17 protein-coding genes and 2 tRNA genes are annotated in these 20253 nt (G+C 70.4%); 7 read left to right on the top strand and 12 right to left on the bottom strand.

Annotated features, from left to right (window positions below; genetic code table 11):
- Positions 1 to 9: 9 nt before the first annotated feature.
- Positions 10 to 2634, bottom strand: a complete 2625-nt coding sequence (locus IH25_RS0113560; RefSeq protein ID WP_030608205.1) for a valine--tRNA ligase — start codon at positions 2632 to 2634, stop codon at positions 10 to 12.
- A gap of 137 nt (positions 2635 to 2771) precedes the next feature.
- On the opposite strand from IH25_RS0113560, the gene IH25_RS0113555 reads away from it, so the two are divergent.
- Complete coding sequence (locus IH25_RS0113555; protein WP_030608203.1) at positions 2772 to 3761, top strand: hypothetical protein; 990 nt, start codon at positions 2772 to 2774, stop codon at positions 3759 to 3761.
- Between the two features lie 72 nt (positions 3762 to 3833).
- Here the strand turns inward: IH25_RS0113555 and clpX are convergent, their stop codons facing one another.
- From clpX to IH25_RS0113530, 5 genes are all read right to left on the bottom strand, one after another.
- Positions 3834 to 5120, bottom strand: coding sequence for an ATP-dependent Clp protease ATP-binding subunit ClpX (gene clpX / locus IH25_RS0113550; RefSeq protein WP_014672712.1), 1287 nt, complete (start codon positions 5118 to 5120; stop codon positions 3834 to 3836).
- A gap of 170 nt (positions 5121 to 5290) precedes the next feature.
- A complete protein-coding gene (locus IH25_RS0113545) occupies positions 5291 to 5956 on the bottom strand; it encodes an ATP-dependent Clp protease proteolytic subunit (protein WP_030608200.1) in 666 nt (221 codons plus the stop codon).
- 67 nt (positions 5957 to 6023) lie between these two features.
- Positions 6024 to 6629 carry an ATP-dependent Clp protease proteolytic subunit gene (locus tag IH25_RS0113540; RefSeq protein WP_030608196.1) on the bottom strand — a complete coding sequence of 202 codons (606 nt, stop codon included), beginning with the start codon at positions 6627 to 6629 and terminating at the stop codon, positions 6024 to 6026.
- 497 nt (positions 6630 to 7126) lie between these two features.
- Entirely contained in the window at positions 7127 to 8497 is a 1371-nt protein-coding gene (gene tig / locus IH25_RS0113535) for a trigger factor (protein ID WP_030608193.1), read from the bottom strand.
- A gap of 177 nt (positions 8498 to 8674) precedes the next feature.
- Positions 8675 to 8751, bottom strand: a tRNA-Pro gene (locus IH25_RS0113530).
- 207 nt (positions 8752 to 8958) lie between these two features.
- On the opposite strand from IH25_RS0113530, the gene IH25_RS0113525 reads away from it, so the two are divergent.
- Positions 8959 to 9029: transfer RNA gene (locus IH25_RS0113525), tRNA-Gly, on the top strand.
- A gap of 81 nt (positions 9030 to 9110) precedes the next feature.
- Positions 9111 to 9368 (top strand): DUF7660 family protein, encoded by a 258-nt coding sequence (locus IH25_RS0113520; RefSeq protein ID WP_245172784.1) that lies wholly within the window; start codon positions 9111 to 9113, stop codon positions 9366 to 9368.
- Between the two features lie 107 nt (positions 9369 to 9475).
- Here the strand turns inward: IH25_RS0113520 and IH25_RS0113515 are convergent, their stop codons facing one another.
- Positions 9476 to 9670 carry a hypothetical protein gene (locus IH25_RS0113515; RefSeq protein ID WP_030608186.1) on the bottom strand — a complete coding sequence of 65 codons (195 nt, stop codon included), beginning with the start codon at positions 9668 to 9670 and terminating at the stop codon, positions 9476 to 9478.
- Between the two features lie 376 nt (positions 9671 to 10046).
- Here IH25_RS0113515 and IH25_RS0113510 point away from each other — a divergent pair, with 376 nt between their 5' ends.
- Positions 10047 to 11267: an acyltransferase family protein gene (locus IH25_RS0113510; protein ID WP_051753914.1), complete on the top strand. Its 1221-nt coding sequence runs from the start codon at positions 10047 to 10049 to the stop codon at positions 11265 to 11267.
- Between the two features lie 16 nt (positions 11268 to 11283).
- Here IH25_RS0113510 and IH25_RS0113505 read toward each other — a convergent pair whose 3' ends face one another.
- Both IH25_RS0113505 and IH25_RS0113500 read right to left on the bottom strand, forming a co-directional pair.
- On the bottom strand, positions 11284 to 11730 hold the full coding sequence (locus tag IH25_RS0113505) for an HD domain-containing protein (protein ID WP_030608179.1): 447 nt from the start codon (positions 11728 to 11730) through the stop codon (positions 11284 to 11286).
- A gap of 40 nt (positions 11731 to 11770) precedes the next feature.
- Positions 11771 to 12940, bottom strand: coding sequence for a PP2C family protein-serine/threonine phosphatase (locus IH25_RS0113500; RefSeq protein ID WP_030608176.1), 1170 nt, complete (start codon positions 12938 to 12940; stop codon positions 11771 to 11773).
- Positions 12941 to 13100: 160 nt separating this feature from the next.
- Between IH25_RS0113500 and IH25_RS0113495 the strand changes: the two genes are divergently transcribed.
- On the top strand, positions 13101 to 14345 hold the full coding sequence (locus IH25_RS0113495; protein ID WP_030608173.1) for a GNAT family N-acetyltransferase: 1245 nt from the start codon (positions 13101 to 13103) through the stop codon (positions 14343 to 14345).
- Positions 14346 to 14353: 8 nt separating this feature from the next.
- Here the strand turns inward: IH25_RS0113495 and IH25_RS0113490 are convergent, their stop codons facing one another.
- Positions 14354 to 15163 carry an Fpg/Nei family DNA glycosylase gene (locus IH25_RS0113490; RefSeq protein WP_030608170.1) on the bottom strand — a complete coding sequence of 270 codons (810 nt, stop codon included), beginning with the start codon at positions 15161 to 15163 and terminating at the stop codon, positions 14354 to 14356.
- A gap of 444 nt (positions 15164 to 15607) precedes the next feature.
- A complete protein-coding gene (locus IH25_RS0113485; RefSeq protein WP_030608167.1) occupies positions 15608 to 16096 on the bottom strand; it encodes a ribose-5-phosphate isomerase in 489 nt (162 codons plus the stop codon).
- A gap of 215 nt (positions 16097 to 16311) precedes the next feature.
- Between IH25_RS0113485 and IH25_RS0113480 the strand changes: the two genes are divergently transcribed.
- Positions 16312 to 17730 carry an amino acid permease gene (locus tag IH25_RS0113480; RefSeq protein ID WP_030608164.1) on the top strand — a complete coding sequence of 473 codons (1419 nt, stop codon included), beginning with the start codon at positions 16312 to 16314 and terminating at the stop codon, positions 17728 to 17730.
- A 133-nt stretch (positions 17731 to 17863) separates the two neighbouring features.
- Here IH25_RS0113480 and IH25_RS0113475 read toward each other — a convergent pair whose 3' ends face one another.
- On the bottom strand, positions 17864 to 18445 hold the full coding sequence (locus IH25_RS0113475; RefSeq protein ID WP_030608160.1) for a biotin transporter BioY: 582 nt from the start codon (positions 18443 to 18445) through the stop codon (positions 17864 to 17866).
- A gap of 401 nt (positions 18446 to 18846) precedes the next feature.
- Here IH25_RS0113475 and IH25_RS0113470 point away from each other — a divergent pair, with 401 nt between their 5' ends.
- Entirely contained in the window at positions 18847 to 20235 is a 1389-nt protein-coding gene (locus tag IH25_RS0113470) for an amino acid permease (RefSeq protein ID WP_030608157.1), read from the top strand.
- The last annotated feature ends 18 nt before the right edge of the window (positions 20236 to 20253 follow it).

The raw sequence follows: 20253 nt of genomic DNA, 5'->3' as shown, positions 1-20253 counted from the left end.
GTACGGCAGCTACGCCTGCGGCAGCTTCTCCAGCTGCGCGGTGATACGGGCGATGTCCTCGTCCGCCTTGGCCAGGCGGGTGCGGATCTTCTCCACGACGTGGTCCGGGGCCTTGGCGAGGAACGCCTCGTTGCCGAGCTTGGCCGTGGCCTGGGCCTTCTCCTTCTCGGCGGCGGCCAGGTCCTTCGCCAGGCGCTTGCGCTCCGCGGCGACGTCGATCGTGCCGGAGAGGTCGAGCGCGACCTGGGCGCCCGCCACCGGCAGGGTCGCCGTGGCCGTGAAGGACTCGCCCTCGGGCTGGAGCCGCAGCAGCTGGCGGATGGCCGCCTCGTGCGGGGCGAGGGCCGTGCCGTCCAGGGTCAGCCGGGCCGGGACCCGCTGGCCGGGCTGGAGGCCCTGGTCGGCGCGGAAGCGGCGGACCTCGGTGATGACCGACTGGAGGGTGGCGATCTCCTGCTCGGCCGCCGTGTCCCGGAAGCCGCTGTCGGTGGGCCAGTCGGCGATCACGACCGACTCGCCGCCGGTCAGCGTGGTCCACAGGGTCTCGGTGACGAACGGGACCACCGGGTGCAGCAGTTTGAGGGTGACGTCGAGGACCTCGCCCAGGACCCGCTTGCCGACCTCGGCCGCCTCGCCGCCCGCCTGGAAGACGGTCTTGGACAGCTCCACGTACCAGTCGAAGACCTCGTCCCACGCGAAGTGGAAGAGGGTGTCGGAGAGCTTGGCGAACTGGAAGTCGTCGTAGTAGGCGTCGACTTCGGCGACCACCGAGTTCAGGCGGGAGAGGATCCAGCGGTCGGTCGCGGACATCCGCGCCGGGTCCGGCAGCGGTCCCTCCACCGTCGCGCCGTTCATCAGCGCGAAGCGGGTCGCGTTCCAGATCTTGTTGGCGAAGTTGCGCGAGCCCTGGACCCAGTCCTCGCCGATCGGCACGTCCACGCCCGGGTTGGCGCCGCGGGCCAGGGTGAAGCGCAGGGCGTCGGAGCCGTACTTGTCCATCCAGTCCAGCGGGTTGACCGCGTTGCCGAAGGACTTCGACATCTTCTTGCCGAACTGGTCGCGGACCATGCCGTGCAGGGCGATGGTGTGGAACGGCGGGGTGCCGTCCATCGCGTACAGGCCGAACATCATCATCCGGGCGACCCAGAAGAAGAGGATGTCGTAGCCGGTGACCAGGACGGAGTTCGGGTAGAACTTCGCGAGCGACTCGGTGCGCTCGGGCCAGCCGAGGGTGGAGAACGGCCACAGGCCGGAGGAGAACCAGGTGTCGAGGACGTCGGTGTCCTGGCGCCAGCCCTCGCCGGTGGGCGGCTCCTCGTCGGGGCCGACGCAGACGACCTCGCCGTCCGGGCCGTACCAGACCGGGATGCGGTGGCCCCACCACAGCTGGCGCGAGATGCACCAGTCGTGGAGGTTGTCGACCCAGTCGAAGTACCGCTTCTCCATCTCCTGCGGATGGATCTTGACCTTGCCGTCGCGGACGGCGTCGCCGGCGGCCTTGGCCAGCGGGCCGACCTTGACCCACCACTGCATCGACAGGCGCGGCTCGATGGTGGTCTTGCAGCGCGAGCAGTGGCCGACGGAGTGGACGTAGGGCCGCTTCTCGGCGACGATCCGGCCCTCGGCGCGCAGCGCGCCGACGATCGCGGAGCGGGCCTCCAGGCGGTCCATGCCCTGGAAGGGGCCGTGGACGGTGATGACGGCGTGCTCGTCCATCACGGTGATGGACGGCAGGTCGTGGCGCTGGCCGATCTCGAAGTCGTTCGGGTCGTGGGCCGGGGTGACCTTGACGGCGCCCGTGCCGAACTCGGGGTCGACGTGGGTGTCGGCGACGACCGGGATGGAGCGGTCGGTCAGCGGGAGCCGGATGAGCTTGCCGACGAGGTGCTGGTAGCGCTCGTCGTCGGGGTGGACGGCGACGGCCGTGTCACCGAGCATCGTCTCGGCGCGGGTGGTGGCGACGACGATGGAGTCCTCCCCGTCGCCGTAGCGCATGGAGACCAGTTCGCCGTCGTCGTCCTGGTACTCGACCTCGATGTCCGAGATCGCCGTCAGACAGCGCGGGCACCAGTTGATGATGCGCTCGGCGCGGTAGATCAGCTCGTCGTCGTAGAGCTTCTTGAAAATGGTCTGGACGGCCTTGGACAGACCCTCGTCCATGGTGAAGCGCTCGCGGGACCAGGCGACGCCGTCGCCGAGGCGGCGCATCTGGCCGCTGATCTGGCCGCCGGACTCGGCCTTCCACTGCCAGACGCGCTCCACGAAGGCCTCGCGGCCCAGGTCGTGGCGGGACTTGCCCTCCTTGGCCAGCTCGCGCTCGACGACGTTCTGCGTGGCGATGCCGGCGTGGTCCATGCCGGGCTGCCACAGCGTCTCGTAGCCCTGCATGCGCTTGCGGCGGGTGAGCGCGTCGATCAGGGTGTGCTCGAAGGCGTGCCCGAGGTGCAGGCTGCCCGTGACGTTCGGCGGCGGGATGACGACGGTGTACGGCGGCTTGTCGCTCTTGGCGTCCGCGTCGAAGTAACCCCGCTCTACCCAGCGCTCGTACAACGGCCCCTCTACATCGGCCGGCGCGTACTGGGTCGGCAGTTCGGTGTCGGGCGCTGGGGGCTGCTGCTGAGCGTTGTCGGTCACGGTGGTCAGTTTAGAGGTGTCACGGGGCGGTCCCGAAACGCGCGTGTTCTGTAACGGTGCGGCCCCCGGTGCCGGGCGTGTCCCGGACCTGGGCCAGGATGTCAGGAACACATAAGCTTCTGGAGGGGAACCCAGGAATGAGCAACAACCAGCCGGGCCCGTACGGCCAGCCGCCCCAGCAGCCGGGACCGTACGGCCAGCCGGGTCAGCCTGGGCCGTACGGCCAGCCGGGCCCCTACGGCCAGCAGCCGCCGCAGGCACCCCAGCCCGGCTACGGCTACCCCCAGCAGGCCCCTCCGGCGCCGCAGCCCGGGTACGGCTACCCGCAGCAGGGCACGCCGCCGCAGGGCGCCCCGCAGGGCATGCCCCCGCAGCCGGGCCCGTACGGCCAGCAGCCGAACCCCTACGGCCAGCAGCCCTACGGCGTGCCGCCGCAGCCGCCGCAGCCGGCCGGCGGAAAGAAGAAGACCGGGCTGATCATCGGCGCGGTGGCCGTGGTGGCCGCACTGGCGGTCGGCGGGTACTTCGTGCTCGGCGGCAGCGGCGGCGGGGGCGGTGTCGCGGACGACGGCCCGCACAAGCTGACGACGCCGGACACCGTCCTGACCGAGTACAAGAAGAAGGACGGCGACGGCGACACGATGACGAAGAAGGATCTGAAGGACGCCGAGAAGTGGGGCGTGCACGATCCGAAGGACGTCAGCGCGCAGTACGAGTCCGGCAACGACGACAACCCGCTGAGCAAGAAGATGATCCAGTTCGGCGGTGTGTACGGCACGATCGACGACCCCGAGAAGACCGTCGACGCGATGTTCGCCTACATGAAGACCAAGGCCACGGAGGAGAAGGACAGCGAAGTCACCCTGAACGGCGAGCCGAAGGCGTACACGCCGGCCGGGCTCGACGGCGCGGTCCTCAAGTGCCAGCAGGCCAGCGCCCCCACCGGCGCGAGCAACGGCGGGCCGAAGGACGTCACGATGAGCATCTGCATCTGGGGCGACCACAGCACCCTCGGCCTGGTCATGCCGGTGGACGTCGCCAACCTCGCGGCGGGCCGCAGCAGCGACCCGACGGCCGACGCGGAGCTCACCGCCAAGTTCCGCGGCGCGGTCCGTGTGAAGGCCTGACGGCCTTCCGCCACGGCGAAGGGGCCCCGGTCGGTCGACCGGGGCCCCTTCCTTGCCGTGTCCGTGCGGCGGTTACGCCGTCTTCTGCTCGCCCGAACCCCGGCCGCGGGCGTCGCGCGGGATCAGGGTGGGGTTGACGTTGGAGAGGACCACGTCGGCGGTGATGACCACGCGGGCGACGTCCTTGCGGGACGGGACCTCGTACATCACGCCCTGGAGGACCTCCTCCATGATGGCGCGCAGGCCGCGGGCGCCGGTCTGGCGCAGGATGGCCTGGTCGGCGATGGCCTCCAGCGCCTCGCGCTCGAAGTCCAGCTCCACGCCGTCCAGTTCGAACAGGCGCTGGTACTGCTTGACCAGGGCGTTGCGCGGCTCGACCAGGATCTTCAGCAGCGCCTCGCGGTCCAGGTTGTGCACGGACGTGATCACGGGCAGCCGGCCGATGAACTCGGGGATCATGCCGAACTTGACCAGGTCCTCCGGCATGACGTCCTCGAAGACGTCCTTGGCCTCCAGCTCACGCTTGGACAGGATCGTCGCGCCGAAGCCGATGCCCTTGGCGCCGGCCCGGGCCTCGATGATCTTCTCCAGGCCCGCGAAGGCACCGCCCACGATGAACAGCACGTTCGTCGTGTCGATCTGGATGAACTCCTGGTGCGGGTGCTTGCGGCCGCCCTGCGGCGGGACCGAGGCCGTCGTGCCCTCCAGGATCTTCAGCAGCGCCTGCTGGACGCCCTCGCCGCTCACGTCCCGGGTGATCGACGGGTTCTCGCTCTTGCGGGCGACCTTGTCGATCTCGTCGATGTAGATGATCCCGGTCTCGGCCTTCTTGACGTCGTAGTCCGCCGCCTGGATCAGCTTCAGCAGGATGTTCTCGACGTCCTCGCCGACATAGCCGGCCTCGGTCAGCGCCGTGGCGTCGGCGATCGCGAACGGGACGTTCAGCATGCGCGCCAGGGTCTGCGCCAGCAGGGTCTTGCCGGAGCCGGTGGGACCGAGCAGCAGGATGTTGGACTTCGCCAGTTCGATCGCGTCGTCCCGGCCGCTCGCGCCGCCGTTCTCGCCCGCCTGGACCCGCTTGTAGTGGTTGTACACCGCGACGGAGAGGGCCTTCTTGGCGGCCTCCTGGCCGACCACGTAGCCCTCGAGGAACTCGTAGATCTCGCGCGGCTTGGGCAGTTCCTCCCAGCGCACCTCGCTGGTCTCCGCGAGTTCTTCCTCGATGATCTCGTTACAGAGATCGATGCACTCGTCGCAGATGTACACACCGGGCCCTGCGATGAGCTTCTTGACCTGCTTCTGGCTCTTGCCGCAGAACGAGCACTTGAGCAGATCGCCGCCGTCACCGATGCGTGCCACGGTGTGCTTCCCCTTCGCCTGGGAGACGCCTGGACGACATGAGTCCAGCGGCTCCTGGTGCTGCCTTATGTCCGACGGTACCTTGCCGGGCCCGGTGTTCGGGCCCCCCTTGGCAGGGTTCACTTTGCCGTGCACCGTGCCAAGGGGGGCTCGGGGTGCCGCGATCCGCGTCAGCGGACGGCGGCGTTGTTCAGCTTGCGGGTGGAGATGATCTGGTCGACGAGGCCGTACTCCAGCGCCTCCTCGGCCGTGAGGATCTTGTCGCGCTCGATGTCCTCGCGGACCTTCTCGAGCGGCCGGTTCGAGTGCTTGGCCAGCATGTTCTCCAGCTGCTCGCGCATCCGGGTGAACTCGTTGGCGATGATCTCGAGGTCGGAGAGCTGACCGCGGCCGGTGGAGCCGGCCGGCTGGTGGATCAGCACCCGGGAGTTCGGCAGCGCCATGCGCTTGCCGGGCGTGCCGGCGGCGAGCAGGATGGCCGCGGCGGAGGCCGCCTGGCCCATGCAGACCGTCTGGATGTCGGGCTTCACGAACTGCATCGTGTCGTAGATCGCCGTCAGCGCGGTCATGTCGCCGCCGGGGCTGTTGATGTAGATCGAGATGTCCCGGTCGGGGTCCATCGACTCCAGGCACAGCAGCTGCGCCATGACGTCGTTGGCGGAGGCGTCGTCGATCTGGACGCCCAGGAAGATCACGCGCTCCTCGAAGAGCTTCGCGTACGGGTCGTACTCGCGGATGCCCTGGGAGGTGCGCTCGACGAAGCGCGGGATGACGTAGCGGCTGTCGGGCCGGGGGCCCTCGTACATACCGCTGGCGGCGCCGGGGAAGTTGCTCATGGGGTTCACCGTCCTGGTGGCGTTCGGGGGGCTGGTGTCTCGGCGGTGCGTGGCGTGGCCGGGCCGGTCAGGCACCGGTGCCGCCGCCTCCCGGAACACCCGAGGCGTGCGTGATGATCTCGTCAATGAGACCGTACTCCTTGGCCTCTTCCGGGGTGAACCAGCGGTCGCGGTCGCCGTCGCGGATGATCGTCTCGACGGACTGACCGGAGTGGAACGCGGTCAGCTCCGACATGCGCTTCTTGGTGCGCATCAGGTACTCGGCCTGGATCTTGATGTCCGAGACCGTGCCGCCGAGGCCGGCGGAGCCCTGGTGCATCATGATGTCCGCGTGCGGCAGGGCGAAGCGCTTGCCGGCGGCACCGCCGGTGAGCAGGAACTGGCCCATCGAGGCCGCCATGCCCATCGCGATCGTGACCACGTCGTTCGGGATGTACTGCATGGTGTCGTAGATCGCCATGCCGGCCGTCACCGAGCCGCCGGGGCTGTTGATGTAGAGGTAGATGTCCTTGTCCGGATCGGCGGCAAGGAGCAGCAGCTGCGCCGTGATCTTGTTGGCGATGTCGTCGTCAACCTGCTGGCCGAGGAAGATGATCCGCTCGTTGAGCAGCCGGTTGTAGACCTGGTCGCCGAGGCCACCACCGATGGAAGGCTCGCCGGCGGCGGAGGGCATCAGATTCGTCACGTATCCACCTGCTCGTCTTACGACGGCGCCGGGCCGTCTCACGTCGTCCTGCCGGAGGCTTGGCGGGGGGTTTCAGGAGACTCCCCTGCCCCCGTATTCATGGACCCTAACGCTCAGCCTCCTTCGGGGAATCCCGGAGATGGGAGTGTTCGCCGGGGGCGTAGCGCGGGGGGCGTTCGCCGGACGCCGGGTGCCGTGTGTGCGGGGAGGGCGCCGGAGGCCGGGTGCGGGGCGTGGGGGACTTTCGCCGGACGCCGGGTGCCGTGCGTGCGGGAGTGCGCCGGAGGCCGGGTGCGGGGCGGTGCGGTCGTCGGGCGCGGTGCGTGCGGGGTGGTGCGGGGGTCGTCGGGCCGGGGGGCGTCGTGGCCTGTCGCGCGGGTCCCCGCGCCCTCGGGCCGGCCGCGGCCCCCGGCGTACGCGAACGGGCCCCGGGGACAATCCCCAGGGCCCGCTGTACGGCGTTACCGGCGCCGCGGGGCTCGCGCTCAGCCCTCGGACTTCTCCTCGGAGGTCTCCGACGCCTCGGCGGCCTCGGTCTCCTCCTCCTCGTCGTCCAGGTTGACGATCTCGCCGTTGGTGTCCTTCACCGTGGCGGCCTCGACCACGACGGCCAGGGCCTTGCCGCGGGCGACCTCGCCGACCAGCAGCGGCACCTGGCCGCCCTCGACGACGGCCTGGGCGAACTGGTCGGGGGACATGCCGGAGGAGGCGGCGCGCCGCATGAGGTGCTCGGTGAGCTCCTCCTGGTTGACGTTGAGCTGCTCCTTCTTGACCAGCTCGTCCAGGACGAACTGGGTCTTGATGCCCTTGACCGCGGCCTCACGGGTCTCGGTCTCGAACTCCTCGGCGGTCTTGCCCTGGATCTCCAGGTACTTGTCGAGGGTGAGGCCCATCTGGGCGAGCTGGTGGTGCTCCAGGTTGTGCTTGCGGGTGTTGATCTCGTCCTCGAGCAGCTTCTCGGGGACGGGGACCTCCACCAGCTCCAGCAGCTTCTCCAGGACGCGCTCCTGGGCCTGCGTGGCCTGGTCGAACTGCTTCATGTTGGCGAGGCGCTTGCGGCTGTCCGCCTTCAGCTCCTCCAGGGTGTCGAACTCGGAGGCGAGCTGCGCGAAGTCGTCGTCCAGCTCGGGCAGTTCCCGCTTGGCGACCTGGGTGACCTTGACGGTGACCTCGGCCTCCTTGCCGGCGGCGGAGCCGCCCTTCAGCTCGGAGGTGAAGGTGGCCTCGCCACCGGCCTCCAGGCCCTTCACGGCCTCGTCGATGCCCTCCAGCAGCTCACCGGAGCCGATGGTGTAGGACACGCCGTTGGCGATGCCGTCCTCCAGGACCTCGCCGTCGACCTTGGCCTCCAGGTCGATCGTGACGACGTCGCCCTCCTCGGCCGCGCGCTCGACCGGGGTGGTGGAGGCGAAGCGCTCACGGAGCTGCTCGACCGACTTCTCGACGTCCTCGTCGGTGACCTCGACGGCGTCGACCTCGACCTCGATGCCGGAGTAGTCCGGGATCTCGAGGGCCGGGCGGATGTCGACCTCGGCGGTGAAGTTCAGCGTCTCGCCGTCCTTCAGCTCCGTGATGTCCACCTCGGGCTGGCCCAGCACGTTGAGCTCGGCCTCGTTGACCGCCTCGGTGTAGAACTTCGGCAGCGCGTCGTTGACGGCCTCCTCCAGCACCGCACCGCGGCCGAACCGCTGGTCGATCACGCGGGCCGGGATCTTGCCCTTACGGAAGCCCTTCACCGTGACCTGCTGGTTGATCTTCTTGTACGCCGCGTCGAGGCTGTCCTTGAGCTCCTCGAAGGGCACCTCGACAGTGAGCCGAACCCGGGTCGGGTTCAGGGTCTCCACGGCGCTCTTCACGGTTCGGTCTCCTTGTGGCTGACTTCTTGGTTTCTGCCGGAGCCAGACAGGTCCGGCGGATTCGCCGCCCGGACGAGTACGTAGGCCGTGAGGGCCAGGACACACGGGCGCGCAGCTTGCATAGTAACCGCAGCCGGTCGGCGCCCCAAAAGGCGATCTTCGCGGGTCGTGTGCCGGTGGTCGGGGTGGCGGGATTTGAACCCACGGCCTTCCGCTCCCAAAGCGGACGCGCTACCAAGCTGCGCCACACCCCGTCTGGTGTGCGACACGTAGGGTACATGCCCCGGTCGATCGCGGCGGCCGGATTATGCGGGACAACACGCGGGAGGACGGGCGGGGGCGTGCCGCGCCGCCACCGCTCGGCGCCGGCCGGTCCTCCCGGGGGAAGTCGTTGGCCTCGGCGGCGGGCGACCCGCTACGATGCCTCCTGTGCCGCGGTCAGCGACCTGCGGTGCGGTGTTGCGGGCGTAGCTCAATGGTAGAGCCCTAGTCTTCCAAACTAGCTACGCGGGTTCGATTCCCGTCGCCCGCTCTGGATGCCGAAGGCCCAGGTGAGAGGTTGATTTCCTCTCCCTGGGCCTTCGGTCGTTCCGGGGCTCTTAGGGTCACGCCTGTGACGAGTCCCCTGGGTCCCGACGACCACATTGGCGATCGCGAGGCCTTCAGCATCTTCCTGGCGCGCCTTCGAGCGGACCACGCAGCCAACGGCGGGCAGTGGGAGAACGCGACGCTGGAGAGGTTCCTGGCAGCCCTGGAAGCCTGGGTCGCCGAGTCTCCGGGGTGGTACCGGAACTTCGGTCACGAACTGCCGCCCGAAGGTGACTGGACGTTCTTTGCCCGCGCCCTGACCGCCGCCCGGATCTACGAATAGCCCTGGCGAGCGGCGTGCCCCTTGCGTGGCCGTCCGCGCGGCGGACGGCGGGGTCGGGGTTGTTCTCGCTTGTCGTGCGGGGGGGGGTGGGTGTCCTGCCTCGTCGGTCAGAACCTGATCGAGTTGATGGAGTCCGCTATCGAGTTCAGGAAGCGGTTGATCGACGGGGCCATGCCGGTCGAGGCCAGGAAGAAGCCGAAGAGGATCGCGGCGATGGCGGGGCCGGGCTTGAGGTTCCCTCCTCGGATGAGGATCACCAGGATGACCGCCAACAGCACCACCACGGACAGTGAAATGGCCACAACTGATCACACCCTAGGTCGGTCCGCTCTCCCGGCCCGGAGGTACGGTCCGTGCACCCCCGCCAGGGACATCGTGCCACCAACCCGGCCCGCGTATGCGGCCGATGACGAATCGTCGGGCACCGCCGCCCGCCGCGGGCGATCCACCGCACAGTAATTCGATCAAGCACCCACGCGCGGCTCCCACGGAATTACCCGACTTCGTTTCCGCCTCCACACATCTCATGCCCAGGTAATTCGAATTGATGACACAGGAACGATGTATGCCCCCTTTAGTCGGGATGAATCGGGACATTACGCGGGCATGGGGCCCGAATAAGCGGGAATCATTGCGGGGGTTTTACGAAATCCGGGGGACGTGGTTAGGGTGCCTGAGATGTTTGACGCCGCCCCGTCCCCCGGCCCGAACCGCAGCCCGCTCCCCCTGGCCCAGCCGCCGGTGAACGGAGTGCCCACCCCGCGTCCCCCGGTGGAAGCGCGGGAGCGGCGGGCGGCGCCGGACAGACCGGGGCCGCGGCGCGACGCGTTCTTCGACAATGCCAAGTACCTGGCCATCGTGCTCGTCGCGGTGGGCCACGCCTGGGAGCCGCTGAAAGACGGCAGCCGGCCTCTGGAGAGCGTGTACACCGTCGTCTACACCTTCCACATGCCGGCGTTCATCATCGTCTCCGGCTTCTTCTCACGTCATTTCGACATGCGCCCGCACCGGCTGAAGCGGCTGATCACCGGCGTCGCCGTGCCGTACGTCCTGTTCGAAACGGCGTACACGCTCTTCCGGAACCTGGTCAACGGCTCGCACGCGGACATCAGCCTGCTCGATCCCTGGTATCTGACCTGGTTCCTGGTCGCGTTGTTCGTCTGGCGGCTGACCACTCCGCTGTGGCAGCTGGTGCGGCATCCGCTGCCGCTGGCCATCGGCATCGCGATGCTGGCGTCCGTCAGCCCGGACATCGGCGACGACCTCGATCTCCGGCGCGTCCTGCAGTTCCTGCCGTACTTCGTGCTCGGCCTGTGCCTGCGGCCCGAGCACTTCGCGCTGGTGCGCCGCCGCCGGGCGCGGATCGCCTCGGTGCCGGTGTTCGCGGCGGCGCTCGCGATCGGCTGGTGGGCGGTGCCGCGGATGAACACCGGGTGGTTCGCCCACAGCGAGTCGGCGCAGGAGCTGGGCGCCCCCTGGTGGTGCGGCCCGGTGATGACGCTCGCGCTGATGGGCTGCTCGCTGCTGCTGACGGCCTGCTTCTTCGCGTGGGTGCCGAGCCGGACGACGTGGTTCACCCCGCTCGGCGCGGGCACCCTCTACGGCTATCTGCTGCACGGCTTCCTGATGAAGTCCGGCGACTACCGCGGCTGGTTCGAGCACCCCTGGCTGCACCGGCCGCCCGGCGTGGTCCTGGTGACCGTGCTCGCCGCGACCGCCGTCACGGTGCTGTGCACCCGGCCGGTGCGGCGGGTCTTCCGCTTCGCGGTAGAGCCGCGGATGGAATGGGCGTTCCGGCAGGACGCGGCCGAGCAGGCCCGCAGCCGCAACCGGCGAGGGCAACGGCAACAGCGAGGACAACGGCAACGGCAACGGCAACGGGAGAGCGTCGGGGTCTAGGCGGCCGGGCCCTGTGTCACGGGCGCAGGCCGAGGAGCGCGCGCATCCGGTCGTACTTCCCGGTCAGCCGGGTCCGGACCGGTTCGGGGAGGACGGCGAGGCGCTCCGGGTCGGCGTTGTGCGCGAGGTCGGCCTCCTTCACCAGCAGCGCGCCCGGGGTGGCGAGGATCCGGGCGGCGTAGGCCTCCTGGGACTCCCCCGGTTCTTTGGTGAGGGCCCGCACGATGGCCTTGGTCCGCGCGGTGAGGCCGGCCGCCGCCAGCCACTCCTCGCTGAGCGCGGCGTCCTCCACGGCGTCGTGCAGCCAGGCCGCCGCGATCTGGTCGGGGTCGCCGCCCCGGGCGCGCACGCCCCCGGCCACGGCCGCGAGGTGCTCGGCGTACGGCCGTCCGGCCTTGTCGGTCTGGCCGTCGTGGGCGGCTCGGGCGAGCGTCTCGACCTCGGCGAGGGTGAGAAGGGGCATGCCCTCAGTGTGCCCCGCGGTGGGATCCGGGGGACCCGGCTCAGCGGGTCGTGGACGTCTCGCGGCAGATCAGCAGCAGGGCCCGGTCGTCGTTGACGTCCTTGGCGACCGCTTCGATGAGATGCCAGGCGGCGCCGTGGAAGCCGCCCGGCACATAGCGGTCGGCCTCGCCGGTGAGCCGGTCGATGCCCTCCACGATGTCCCGCTCGGCGGTCTCCACCAAACCGTCTGTGAACAGCATCAACACGTCCCCGGGCCGTAGCGAGCCCTTCACGGGGTCGAACTGGGCGCCGTCGTACACACCGAGCAGCGGGCCCTCGGCGGCCTTCTCCTCCCAGCGTCCGCTGCCCGCGCTCAGCTGGAGCCCCGGCGGATGGCCCGCGGAGTACAGCTCGTAGTCCCCGGAGTCCAGGTCCAGCACCAGGTGGATGGAGGTGGCGAAGCCCTCCTCCCAGTCCTGGCGGAGCAGATAGCCGTTGGCGGCCGGCAGGAAGGCGTGCGGGGGCAGCGAGCCGAGCAGACCGCCGAAGGCGCCGGACAGCAGCAGGGCCCGGGAGCCCGCGTCCATGCCCTTGCCGGACACGTCGGTGAGGACGACCTCCAGCGTCCGGCCGCCGTTCGTACGGGCCGCGACGACGAAGTCACCGGAGAAGGACTGCCCGCCCGCCGGCCGCAGCGCCATCTCGTGGTGCCAGCCCTTGGGCAGCTTCGGCAGCTTGCTCTGCACCCGGATCCGCTCGCGCAGGTCGAACAGCATCGTGCCGCCGCGCCGCCAGGGCACGCCGACCCGGCTGCGGAACTGCGCGGTCAGCAGCCCGAAGAAGCCGCACGCGGCGACCACCAGGACCACGCCGGGGGTGACCCGGGAGGGGCCCTCGGTGTACGGGCCGAGCCGCACCGACTCCACGATCAGCGCGGTGGCCGCCGCCGCGTACAGCCCGAGCAGGCTCGCCGGGCGCAGCAGCAGACCGCCGGCGACGATCGGCAGCACCAGGGTCGCCGGGGACCACCACACCGGGTCGAGCAGGGTCATGGCCGCGAGGAGCGGGACGGCCAGCAGCAGTCCGGCGAAGGCGATCCAGTCGGAGCCGTCGCCGCGGAAGTAGTCCACGGCGCTTTTGCGCAGCCCGACGCGGGCCCGGTGCCACCGCTTCTTGCACCGGGCCGTGAACGTGTCGGCCTTCGCGCGCCGCTGTCGTCCTGCTGCCATCAGTTCGGGACCCTATCCAGCGGACCGGCCGCTTGGCACGGGAGGTCCCGGTTGTCCCCCTGCGGGATTCCGCTTCGCCGCGCGCACGCCGGGCCGCGCGGCGCCCGCGCCGGGACGAAAATTGCTGGCCCGCCCTCCTGCGCCCTGATAGGCATGGCCCATGGGGACTGTTCACGGAACCGAGTTGAGGCCGCTGCGCGAGGACGAGTGGGACGGGTGGTGCGACGCCCTGTACCGGGCCTTCGGCGCGGGGCCGGCCTCCGGGGAGGAACGCGAGGCGGAGCGGGCGACCACGGAGTTCGACCGCTCCCTCGCCGCCTGGGACGGGGACACGCTCGTCGGCACGGCGGGGGCGTTCAGCTTCCGGCTGACCGTGCCGGGCGGGGCCCTGGTCCCCACGGCGGGAGTGACGATGGTGAGCGTCGCCGCCACCCACCGGCGGCGCGGCGTGCTGACCTCGATCATGCGCCGGCAGCTGGACGACTTCCACGAGCGGGGCGAGCCGGTGGCGATGCTGACCGCGTCGGAGCCGGCCATCTACGGCCGCTTCGGATACGGCACCGCCACGTTCCGGATCAGCGCCGAGATCGACACCAGCCGGGTGACCCTGGCCCTGCCCGCCGGCACCGACGAGGTACGGGTGCGGTCCGCGGCGCCGGCCGACGTGCTGGACGCCTGCGAGGCGGTGTACGCGGCCCTGGTGCCGCGCCGGCCCGGCATGCTGGCCCGGCAGCCGAACTGGGAGCGGGTCGCCCTGGTCGACATCGAGCGCCACCGGGACGGGGGGCCGCCGATGCAGTGCGTGGTCGCCGAACGGGACGGCGAGATCACCGGCTACGCCCGCTTCCACACCAAGGGATCCTGGGACGCCGGCGGTGCCCCCGCCGGCACGGTACGGCTGAAGGACCTGGCCGGGCTGGATACGGCGACCGAGGCCGCGCTGTGGCGGTTCCTGTTCGGCATCGACCTGATGACGACGTTGTCGGTGCCGTCGCGGCCGGTGGACGACGCCCTGCGGTATCTGGTCTCCGACATCCGCCGCTGCGATCCGCGGCTGCGCGACGACGCCTACGTCCGGCTGGTGGACGTCGGCGCGGCGCTGTCGGCGCGCACGTACCAGGCGCCGGTGGACGTCGTGTTCGAGGTGGAGGACGCCTTCTGTCCCTGGAACGCGGGGCGTTGGCGGCTGACGGGCGACGCGAAGGGCGCGTCCTGCGAGCGTACGGCCGACGCGGCGGAACTCGCCCTGTCCGTACGGGAGGTGGGCTCGGCGTACCTCGGCGGGGTGTCCCTGCTGTCGCTGGCGGCGGCCGGACGGGTGCGGGAGCTGCGGCCGGGGGCGCTGGCGGAGGCGTCGGTGGCGTTCGGCTCACCGCTGGCCCCGTGGCTGCCGCACGGTTTCTAGCCGCAGGCTCAGGTCCGCTGGCAGGTGGGGCACCAGAAGAGGTTGCGGGCGGCGAGGCCGGCGGTGCGGATCTCGTCGCCGCAGATGTGGCAGGGCAGGGTCGCGCGGCGGTAGACGTACACCTCGCCGCCGTGGTCGTCCACGCGGGGCGGGCGGCCCATCGCCTCCGGGGTGTGCTCGGGGCGGACGGTGTCGATCCGGTTGTTCCGCACGCCCTCGCGCATCAGCTCCACCAGGTCGGCCCAGATCGCGTCCCACTCGGCCGGGGTGATCTCGCGGCCGGTGCGGTAGGGGTCGATGCCGTGCCGGAACAGCACCTCGGCGCGGTAGACGTTGCCGACGCCGGCCACGATCTTCTGGTCCATGAGCAGGGCGGCGATCGTCGTACGGCTGCGGGAGATCCTGCGGTACGCGGCGGCCGGGTCGGCGTCCGCGCGCAGCGGGTCGGGGCCGAGCCGGTCGTGGATCCGCTGCTTCTCGGTGTCCGTGATCAGGGCGCAGGTGGTGGGGCCGCGCAGGTCCACGTACGAGGTGTCGTTCGCCAGGCGGAGCCGGACGGTGTCCGTCGGCGGGGGTGCGGGGGCGTCGCCGAAGCCGACCTTGCCGAACAGGCCGAGGTGGATGTGGACCCAGTCGCTGTGCCGGAACCCGAGGAAGAGGTGCTTGCCGTGGGCCTCGGTGGCGGTCAGCTCGCTACGGTCCAGGAGGGCGGCGGCGTCGGAGAACTTGCCCTGGGGGCTGGTGACGCGGGGTGCCGTGCCCAGGAAGCGCCCGGCGTAGTCCTGGGCCAGCCGATGGATGGTGTGCCCTTCCGGCAAGGCGGGGTGTCCTTTCCTGCGTCATCTTTTCCCGCCCGCCCACCTGACTCGGCAGATCGAGGGGTGAGCGTCCGACGCCCCCGGGGCGGGGAAGCGAAGGGCGTGGGGCGGGGCGGGCCGACCCGGCCCCGGCTTCCGGTCCGCTGAACCCGGTGGGCGGTCGAACCGAGGGCCGGAGGCGAGGCCCCCGTAGATCCGGGCTTCCAGTCGGGCGGGCGGCCAAGGGCAAGGGCAAGGGGCGCGGCCCCAGGTACCGCAGCCAGCCGGGGCCGGCCGAGGCACGGCCAGACCCGACACGACCGAACGGGATACCGCGAGCCCCGGCACGCCCAGAGCTGTCACAGCCAACCCGACACGCCAGGACCGGCCCTGCCGGCCACAGCATGAGCGGACCGGCTCGGTCGAGGCCGCGCGGCCGGGCCGGGATCGGCGGTTCCGGTGGGGTTACGGCTGCTGGGGGTGGTGGGCCGGGATCGGGGGGAGGGTGCCCGTGGTCTCGTAGTCCGCCAGCATCTCGATGCGCCGGACGTGCCGCTCGTCACCGGAGAACGGCGTGTTCAGGAAGACCTCGACGAACTTGGTGGCCTCCTCGGTGCTGTGCATGCGCGCACCCACGGCCACCACGTTGGCGTTGTTGTGCTGCCGCCCGAGCGCCGCCGTCTCCTCGCTCCAGGCCAGCGCCGCCCGCACGCCCTTCACCTTGTTCGCGGCGATCTGCTCACCGTTGCCGGAGCCGCCGATCACGATGCCGAGGGCGTCGGCGTCCGCGGCCGTCCGCTCCGCGGCACGCAGGCAGAAGGGCGGGTAGTCGTCCTGGGCGTCGTAGATGTGCGGCCCGCAGTCGACGGGCTCGTGCCCGGCCGCCTTCAGCCACTCGACGAGGTGGTTCTTCAGTTCGTAGCCCGCATGGTCGGAGCCGAGATACACGCGCATGCAACGAGTGTGACACGCGCCCCCCGGGGCAGCAGCCCCAGGGTGTCGGCGGGCGGCCGGCCCGAAACCCTGTGAGACATGCCATAGATCCTCAAGGGAACCAGAGGTAACGATACGGATTCGGAGGTTCCCCATTCCGTTGGCCTCGGATTCACTGGACCGACTCGTACACCGCTCGTACGAGCAGCTCCACCTGGCGCAAAGGAACTCCGTCCATGACCCCTGGTTCGGGCCTCCAAGCAGGACTCAAGAACCGCCACCTGTCGATGATCGCGATCGGTGGCGTCATCGGAGCCGGCCTCTTCGTCGGTTCCAGCACGGGTATCGCCACCGCGGGACCCGGCATCCTCCTGTCGTACGCCCTCGTCGGCACGCTCGTCGTCCTCGTGATGCGGATGCTCGGCGAGATGTCCGCCGCCAATCCGACGTCCGGCTCCTTCTCCGCGCACGCCGACCGCGCGCTCGGCCGCTGGGCCGGGTTCTCCATCGGCTGGCTGTACTGGTTCTTCTGGGTCGTCGTCCTCGCGGTCGAGGCGACCGCCGGCGCGAAGATCCTCGAAGGCTGGGTCCCCGCCGTCCCGCAATGGGGCTGGGCACTGATCGTGATGATCGTGCTGACCGCGACCAACCTCGTCTCCGTCGGCTCCTACGGCGAATTCGAGTTCTGGTTCGCCGGCATCAAGGTCGTGGCGATCGGCGCGTTCGTCGTCATCGGTCTGCTCGCCGTGTTCGGCGTGCTGCCGGGCGTGGACGCCGACAAGGCCTCCTTCGGCAACCTCACCTCGCACGGCGGCTTCCTGCCGCACGGTCCCGGCGCGATCCTCACCGGTGTGCTGCTGGTCGTGTTCTCCTTCATGGGCAGCGAGATCGCCACGCTGGCGGCCGGCGAGTCCGAGAACCCGCAGCAGGCCGTCACCAAGTCCACCAACAGCATCATCTGGCGCATCGGTGTCTTCTACCTGGGCTCGATCCTGGTCGTCGTCTCGCTGCTGCCGTGGGACGACGCGTCCATCGCGAAGGACGGTTCGTACGTCGCCGCGCTGAACTCCCTGGGCATCGCCCACGCCGGCGAGATCATGAACGTCATCGTGCTGACCTCGGTGCTGTCCTGTCTGAACTCCGGCCTGTACACGGCGTCCCGGATGGCCTTCTCGCTCGGCGAGCGCGGTGACGCGCCGAAGGCGTTCGCGCGGGTCAACAGCCGCGGCGTGCCGAGGACCGCGATCCTCGCGTCCGTCGTGTTCGGCTTCGTCGCCGTCTTCTTCAACTACCTGTCCCCGGACACGATCTTCCTCTTCCTGGTCAACTCCTCCGGCGCGGTCGCGCTGTTCGTGTGGCTGGTCATCTGCTTCTCGCAGCTGCGGATGCGGAAGATCATCCAGCGCGAGGCGCCGGAGAAGCTGGTCGTGAAGATGTGGCTGTACCCGTATCTGACCTGGGCGACGGCGGCGCTGATCGTGGGCGTGCTGGTCTACATGCTGTTCGACACCGAGCACGACGGCCGCCAGACCGTGCTGCTGTCGCTGCTGGTCGCGGCGATCGTGCTGGTGATCGCGGTGGTGCGGCAGCGGCTGGCGGCGGCCCGCCCGGCGCCCGCGGCCGAGTCCCCGGCCGACAAGGTGACCATCGGCTGATCCGCTCCCCGCGGTACACGTCGTACGTTGAAGACAGAGGCTCGCCAGGGTCGTGGAGTGATCCCGACCCGGCGAGCCTCTGTCGTACCGGCGTACCGGCGTACCGGCGTACCGGCGTACCGGCGTACGGCTTCTAGCGCTTGCCGAGCGCCTTCCAGGCGGTGGGCAGGGCGCCCATCGCCAGGGCGGCCTTGAGGGCGTCCCCGATCAGGAACGGGGTGAGGCCGGCCGCGATCGCCTCGGACGCGGACAGGTGGGCCGCCAGGGCCAGGTAGGGCACGCCCACGGCGTAGATGACCGCCTCGCCGAGGACCATCGTGCCGGCCATGCGCAGCGGCGAGCGGTCGGCGCCGCGCCGGGCCAGGGCGCCGACGACGGCGGAGGCCAGCAGCATGCCGAGGACGTAGCCGAAGGAGACGAGACCGGTGCCGGCCTTGCCGTCCGCGAACCACGGCACGCCCGCCAGACCGGCGACCGCGTACAGGGCGAGGGAGAGGAAGCCGCGGCGGGCACCGAGGGCGGTGCCGACGAGCAGCGCGGCGAAGGTCTGGCCGGTCACCGGCACCGGGGAGCCGGGCACGGGCACCGACAGCTGGGCCGCGAGGCCGGTGAGCGCGGCGCCGCCGACCACGAGGGCGGCGTCGCGGACGCGGGAGGCCGGGAGCAGGTCGGCGAGGACTGCGCCGGGGCGGGTGGTGGCGGTGGCGGTGGCCATGGGGACTCCACGGGGTGGTGTGGACACGTCGGGACACCGTGACGCTATACCGGTGCGCCCGTCACGATCACCGTCAGCGCCCGACAAAGGCCGGAACGGCGACTTGGTGGGCTCCGGACAAAGGCTGGGGATTACACCGGCCGGGGCGTGAGACTGATCACTGAGGCGGAGCCGTTTCCCTCACGTGTTCCGCGCGGACCGGACGGACTCCCCAACTGTGGAATCCCACCAAAGGAGTTGCGAGTCGCGTACGACCTCTGGTCACGCTCGACGGCGTAACCGTAGATTAACCCTGCGCACCAGAGGTGTCCGGATAGTGGTCAGCCCCTTCGCCTGAGCGGACGGGACGCGGAGACTGGCGGGGTTTTTGCCCGCCCATTGCACGGGGGAGAGCAGCACCCATGCCCAACAGCACGACCACGGAGACGACGCCACAGCGGGCGGACGGCTCCCTCTCCCACGGCCTCAAACAGCGCCATCTTTCGATGATCGCCCTGGGCGGGGTGATCGGCGCGGGGCTCTTCGTCGGCTCCGGCTCGGGCATCGCCGCCGCCGGGCCGTCCATCGTGATCGCCTACGCCCTCTCCGGGGTGCTGGTGATGCTGGTGATGCGGATGCTCGGCGAGATGTCGGCCGCCTATCCGTCGTCGGGCTCCTTCTCCGCGCACGCCGAGCGCGCGATCGGCCCGTGGGCCGGCTTCGCGGCGGGCTGGTCGTTCTGGGTGCTGCTGTGTACGGCGGTCGGCATCGAAGGCATGGGAGCCGCGAAGATCGTCCACGGCTGGCTGCCGGGCACCCCGCAGTGGATGTGGGTGCTCCTGTTCATGGTGGTGTTCTGCGGCACGAACCTGGCCGCCGTGAAGAACTTCGGCGAGTTCGAGTTCTGGTTCGCCGCGCTGAAGGTCGGCGCGATCAGCCTGTTCCTGATCCTCGGCGTGCTGGCCATCGCCGGCGTGCTGCCCGGCACGGACGCGCCCGGCACCTCCAACCTCACCGACTTCCTGCCGAACGGCGGCGACGGCCTGGTGATCGGCCTGCTCGCCTCGGTCTTCGCCTACGGCGGCCTGGAGACGGTCACCATCGCCGCGGCCGAGTCCCAGGACCCGGTGCGGGGCGTGGCACGCGCCGTACGGACCGCGATGTTCCGTGTCGCCGTCTTCTACGTCGGCTCGATGGCGGTCGTCGTCACCCTGGTCCCGTGGGACTCGAAGGACATCGCCAACCAGGACAAGGGTCCGTACGTGGCCACGCTCGAACACCTCGGCATCCCCGGGGCGGGACAGCTGATGCAGGTGATCATCCTCGTCGCCCTCCTGTCCGCCATGAACGCCAACATCTACGGCGCCTCGCGCATCGCCTTCTCGCTGGTCGAGCGCGGCCAGGGCCCGAAGGTGCTGGCGCGGCTGTCCGGCGGGGTGCCCCGGATCGCGGTGGTCACCTCCTCCGTGCTCGGCTTCGTGTGCGTGCTGCTCAACTACTGGCGGCCGGACGACATCTTCAAGTGGCTGCTGAACATGATCGGCGCGGTCATCCTGGTCGTGTGGATCTTCATCGCGGTCTCCCAGCTGCTGCTGCGCCGCCGCATCGAGCGCGAGGCCCCCGAGCGGCTGGTCGTGCGCATGTGGGCGTTCCCGTGGCTGACCTGGGTGGCGCTGGCCGGCATGGCCGCGATCTTCGTGCTGATGTGGCGCGAGCCGGACACCCGCACCCAGCTGTACTCCTCGGGCGGCATGGCCCTGTTCCTGGCCGCGGTCGGCTACGGCTGGCAGCGGCTGCGCGCCAAGGACTGAGCGCCCCGCACCGCACCG

It is taken from the genome of Streptomyces achromogenes subsp. achromogenes (genome assembly GCF_000720835.1).
In the GTDB taxonomy this organism is placed as follows: domain Bacteria; phylum Actinomycetota; class Actinomycetes; order Streptomycetales; family Streptomycetaceae; genus Streptomyces; species Streptomyces achromogenes.
This window is presented reverse-complemented; position numbering and strand designations above follow the sequence as displayed.

What these genes read in the sequence shown, in the direction of transcription:
- IH25_RS0113555 (WP_030608203.1), top strand. Translation starts at nt 2,772, where the DNA reads ATGAGCAACAACCAGCCGGGCCCGTACGGCCAGCCGCCCCAGCAGCCG.
- IH25_RS0113545 (WP_030608200.1), bottom strand. Translation starts at nt 5,956, where the DNA reads ATGAGCAACTTCCCCGGCGCCGCCAGCGGTATGTACGAGGGCCCCCGG.
- IH25_RS0113540 (WP_030608196.1), bottom strand. Translation starts at nt 6,629, where the DNA reads ATGCCCTCCGCCGCCGGCGAGCCTTCCATCGGTGGTGGCCTCGGCGAC.
- IH25_RS0113510 (WP_051753914.1), top strand. Translation starts at nt 10,047, where the DNA reads ATGTTTGACGCCGCCCCGTCCCCCGGCCCGAACCGCAGCCCGCTCCCC.
- IH25_RS0113505 (WP_030608179.1), bottom strand. Translation starts at nt 11,730, where the DNA reads ATGCCCCTTCTCACCCTCGCCGAGGTCGAGACGCTCGCCCGAGCCGCC.
- IH25_RS0113500 (WP_030608176.1), bottom strand. Translation starts at nt 12,940, where the DNA reads ATGGCAGCAGGACGACAGCGGCGCGCGAAGGCCGACACGTTCACGGCC.
- IH25_RS0113495 (WP_030608173.1), top strand. Translation starts at nt 13,101, where the DNA reads ATGGGGACTGTTCACGGAACCGAGTTGAGGCCGCTGCGCGAGGACGAG.
- IH25_RS0113485 (WP_030608167.1), bottom strand. Translation starts at nt 16,096, where the DNA reads ATGCGCGTGTATCTCGGCTCCGACCATGCGGGCTACGAACTGAAGAAC.
- IH25_RS0113480 (WP_030608164.1), top strand. Translation starts at nt 16,312, where the DNA reads ATGACCCCTGGTTCGGGCCTCCAAGCAGGACTCAAGAACCGCCACCTG.
- IH25_RS0113475 (WP_030608160.1), bottom strand. Translation starts at nt 18,445, where the DNA reads ATGGCCACCGCCACCGCCACCACCCGCCCCGGCGCAGTCCTCGCCGAC.
- IH25_RS0113470 (WP_030608157.1), top strand. Translation starts at nt 18,847, where the DNA reads ATGCCCAACAGCACGACCACGGAGACGACGCCACAGCGGGCGGACGGC.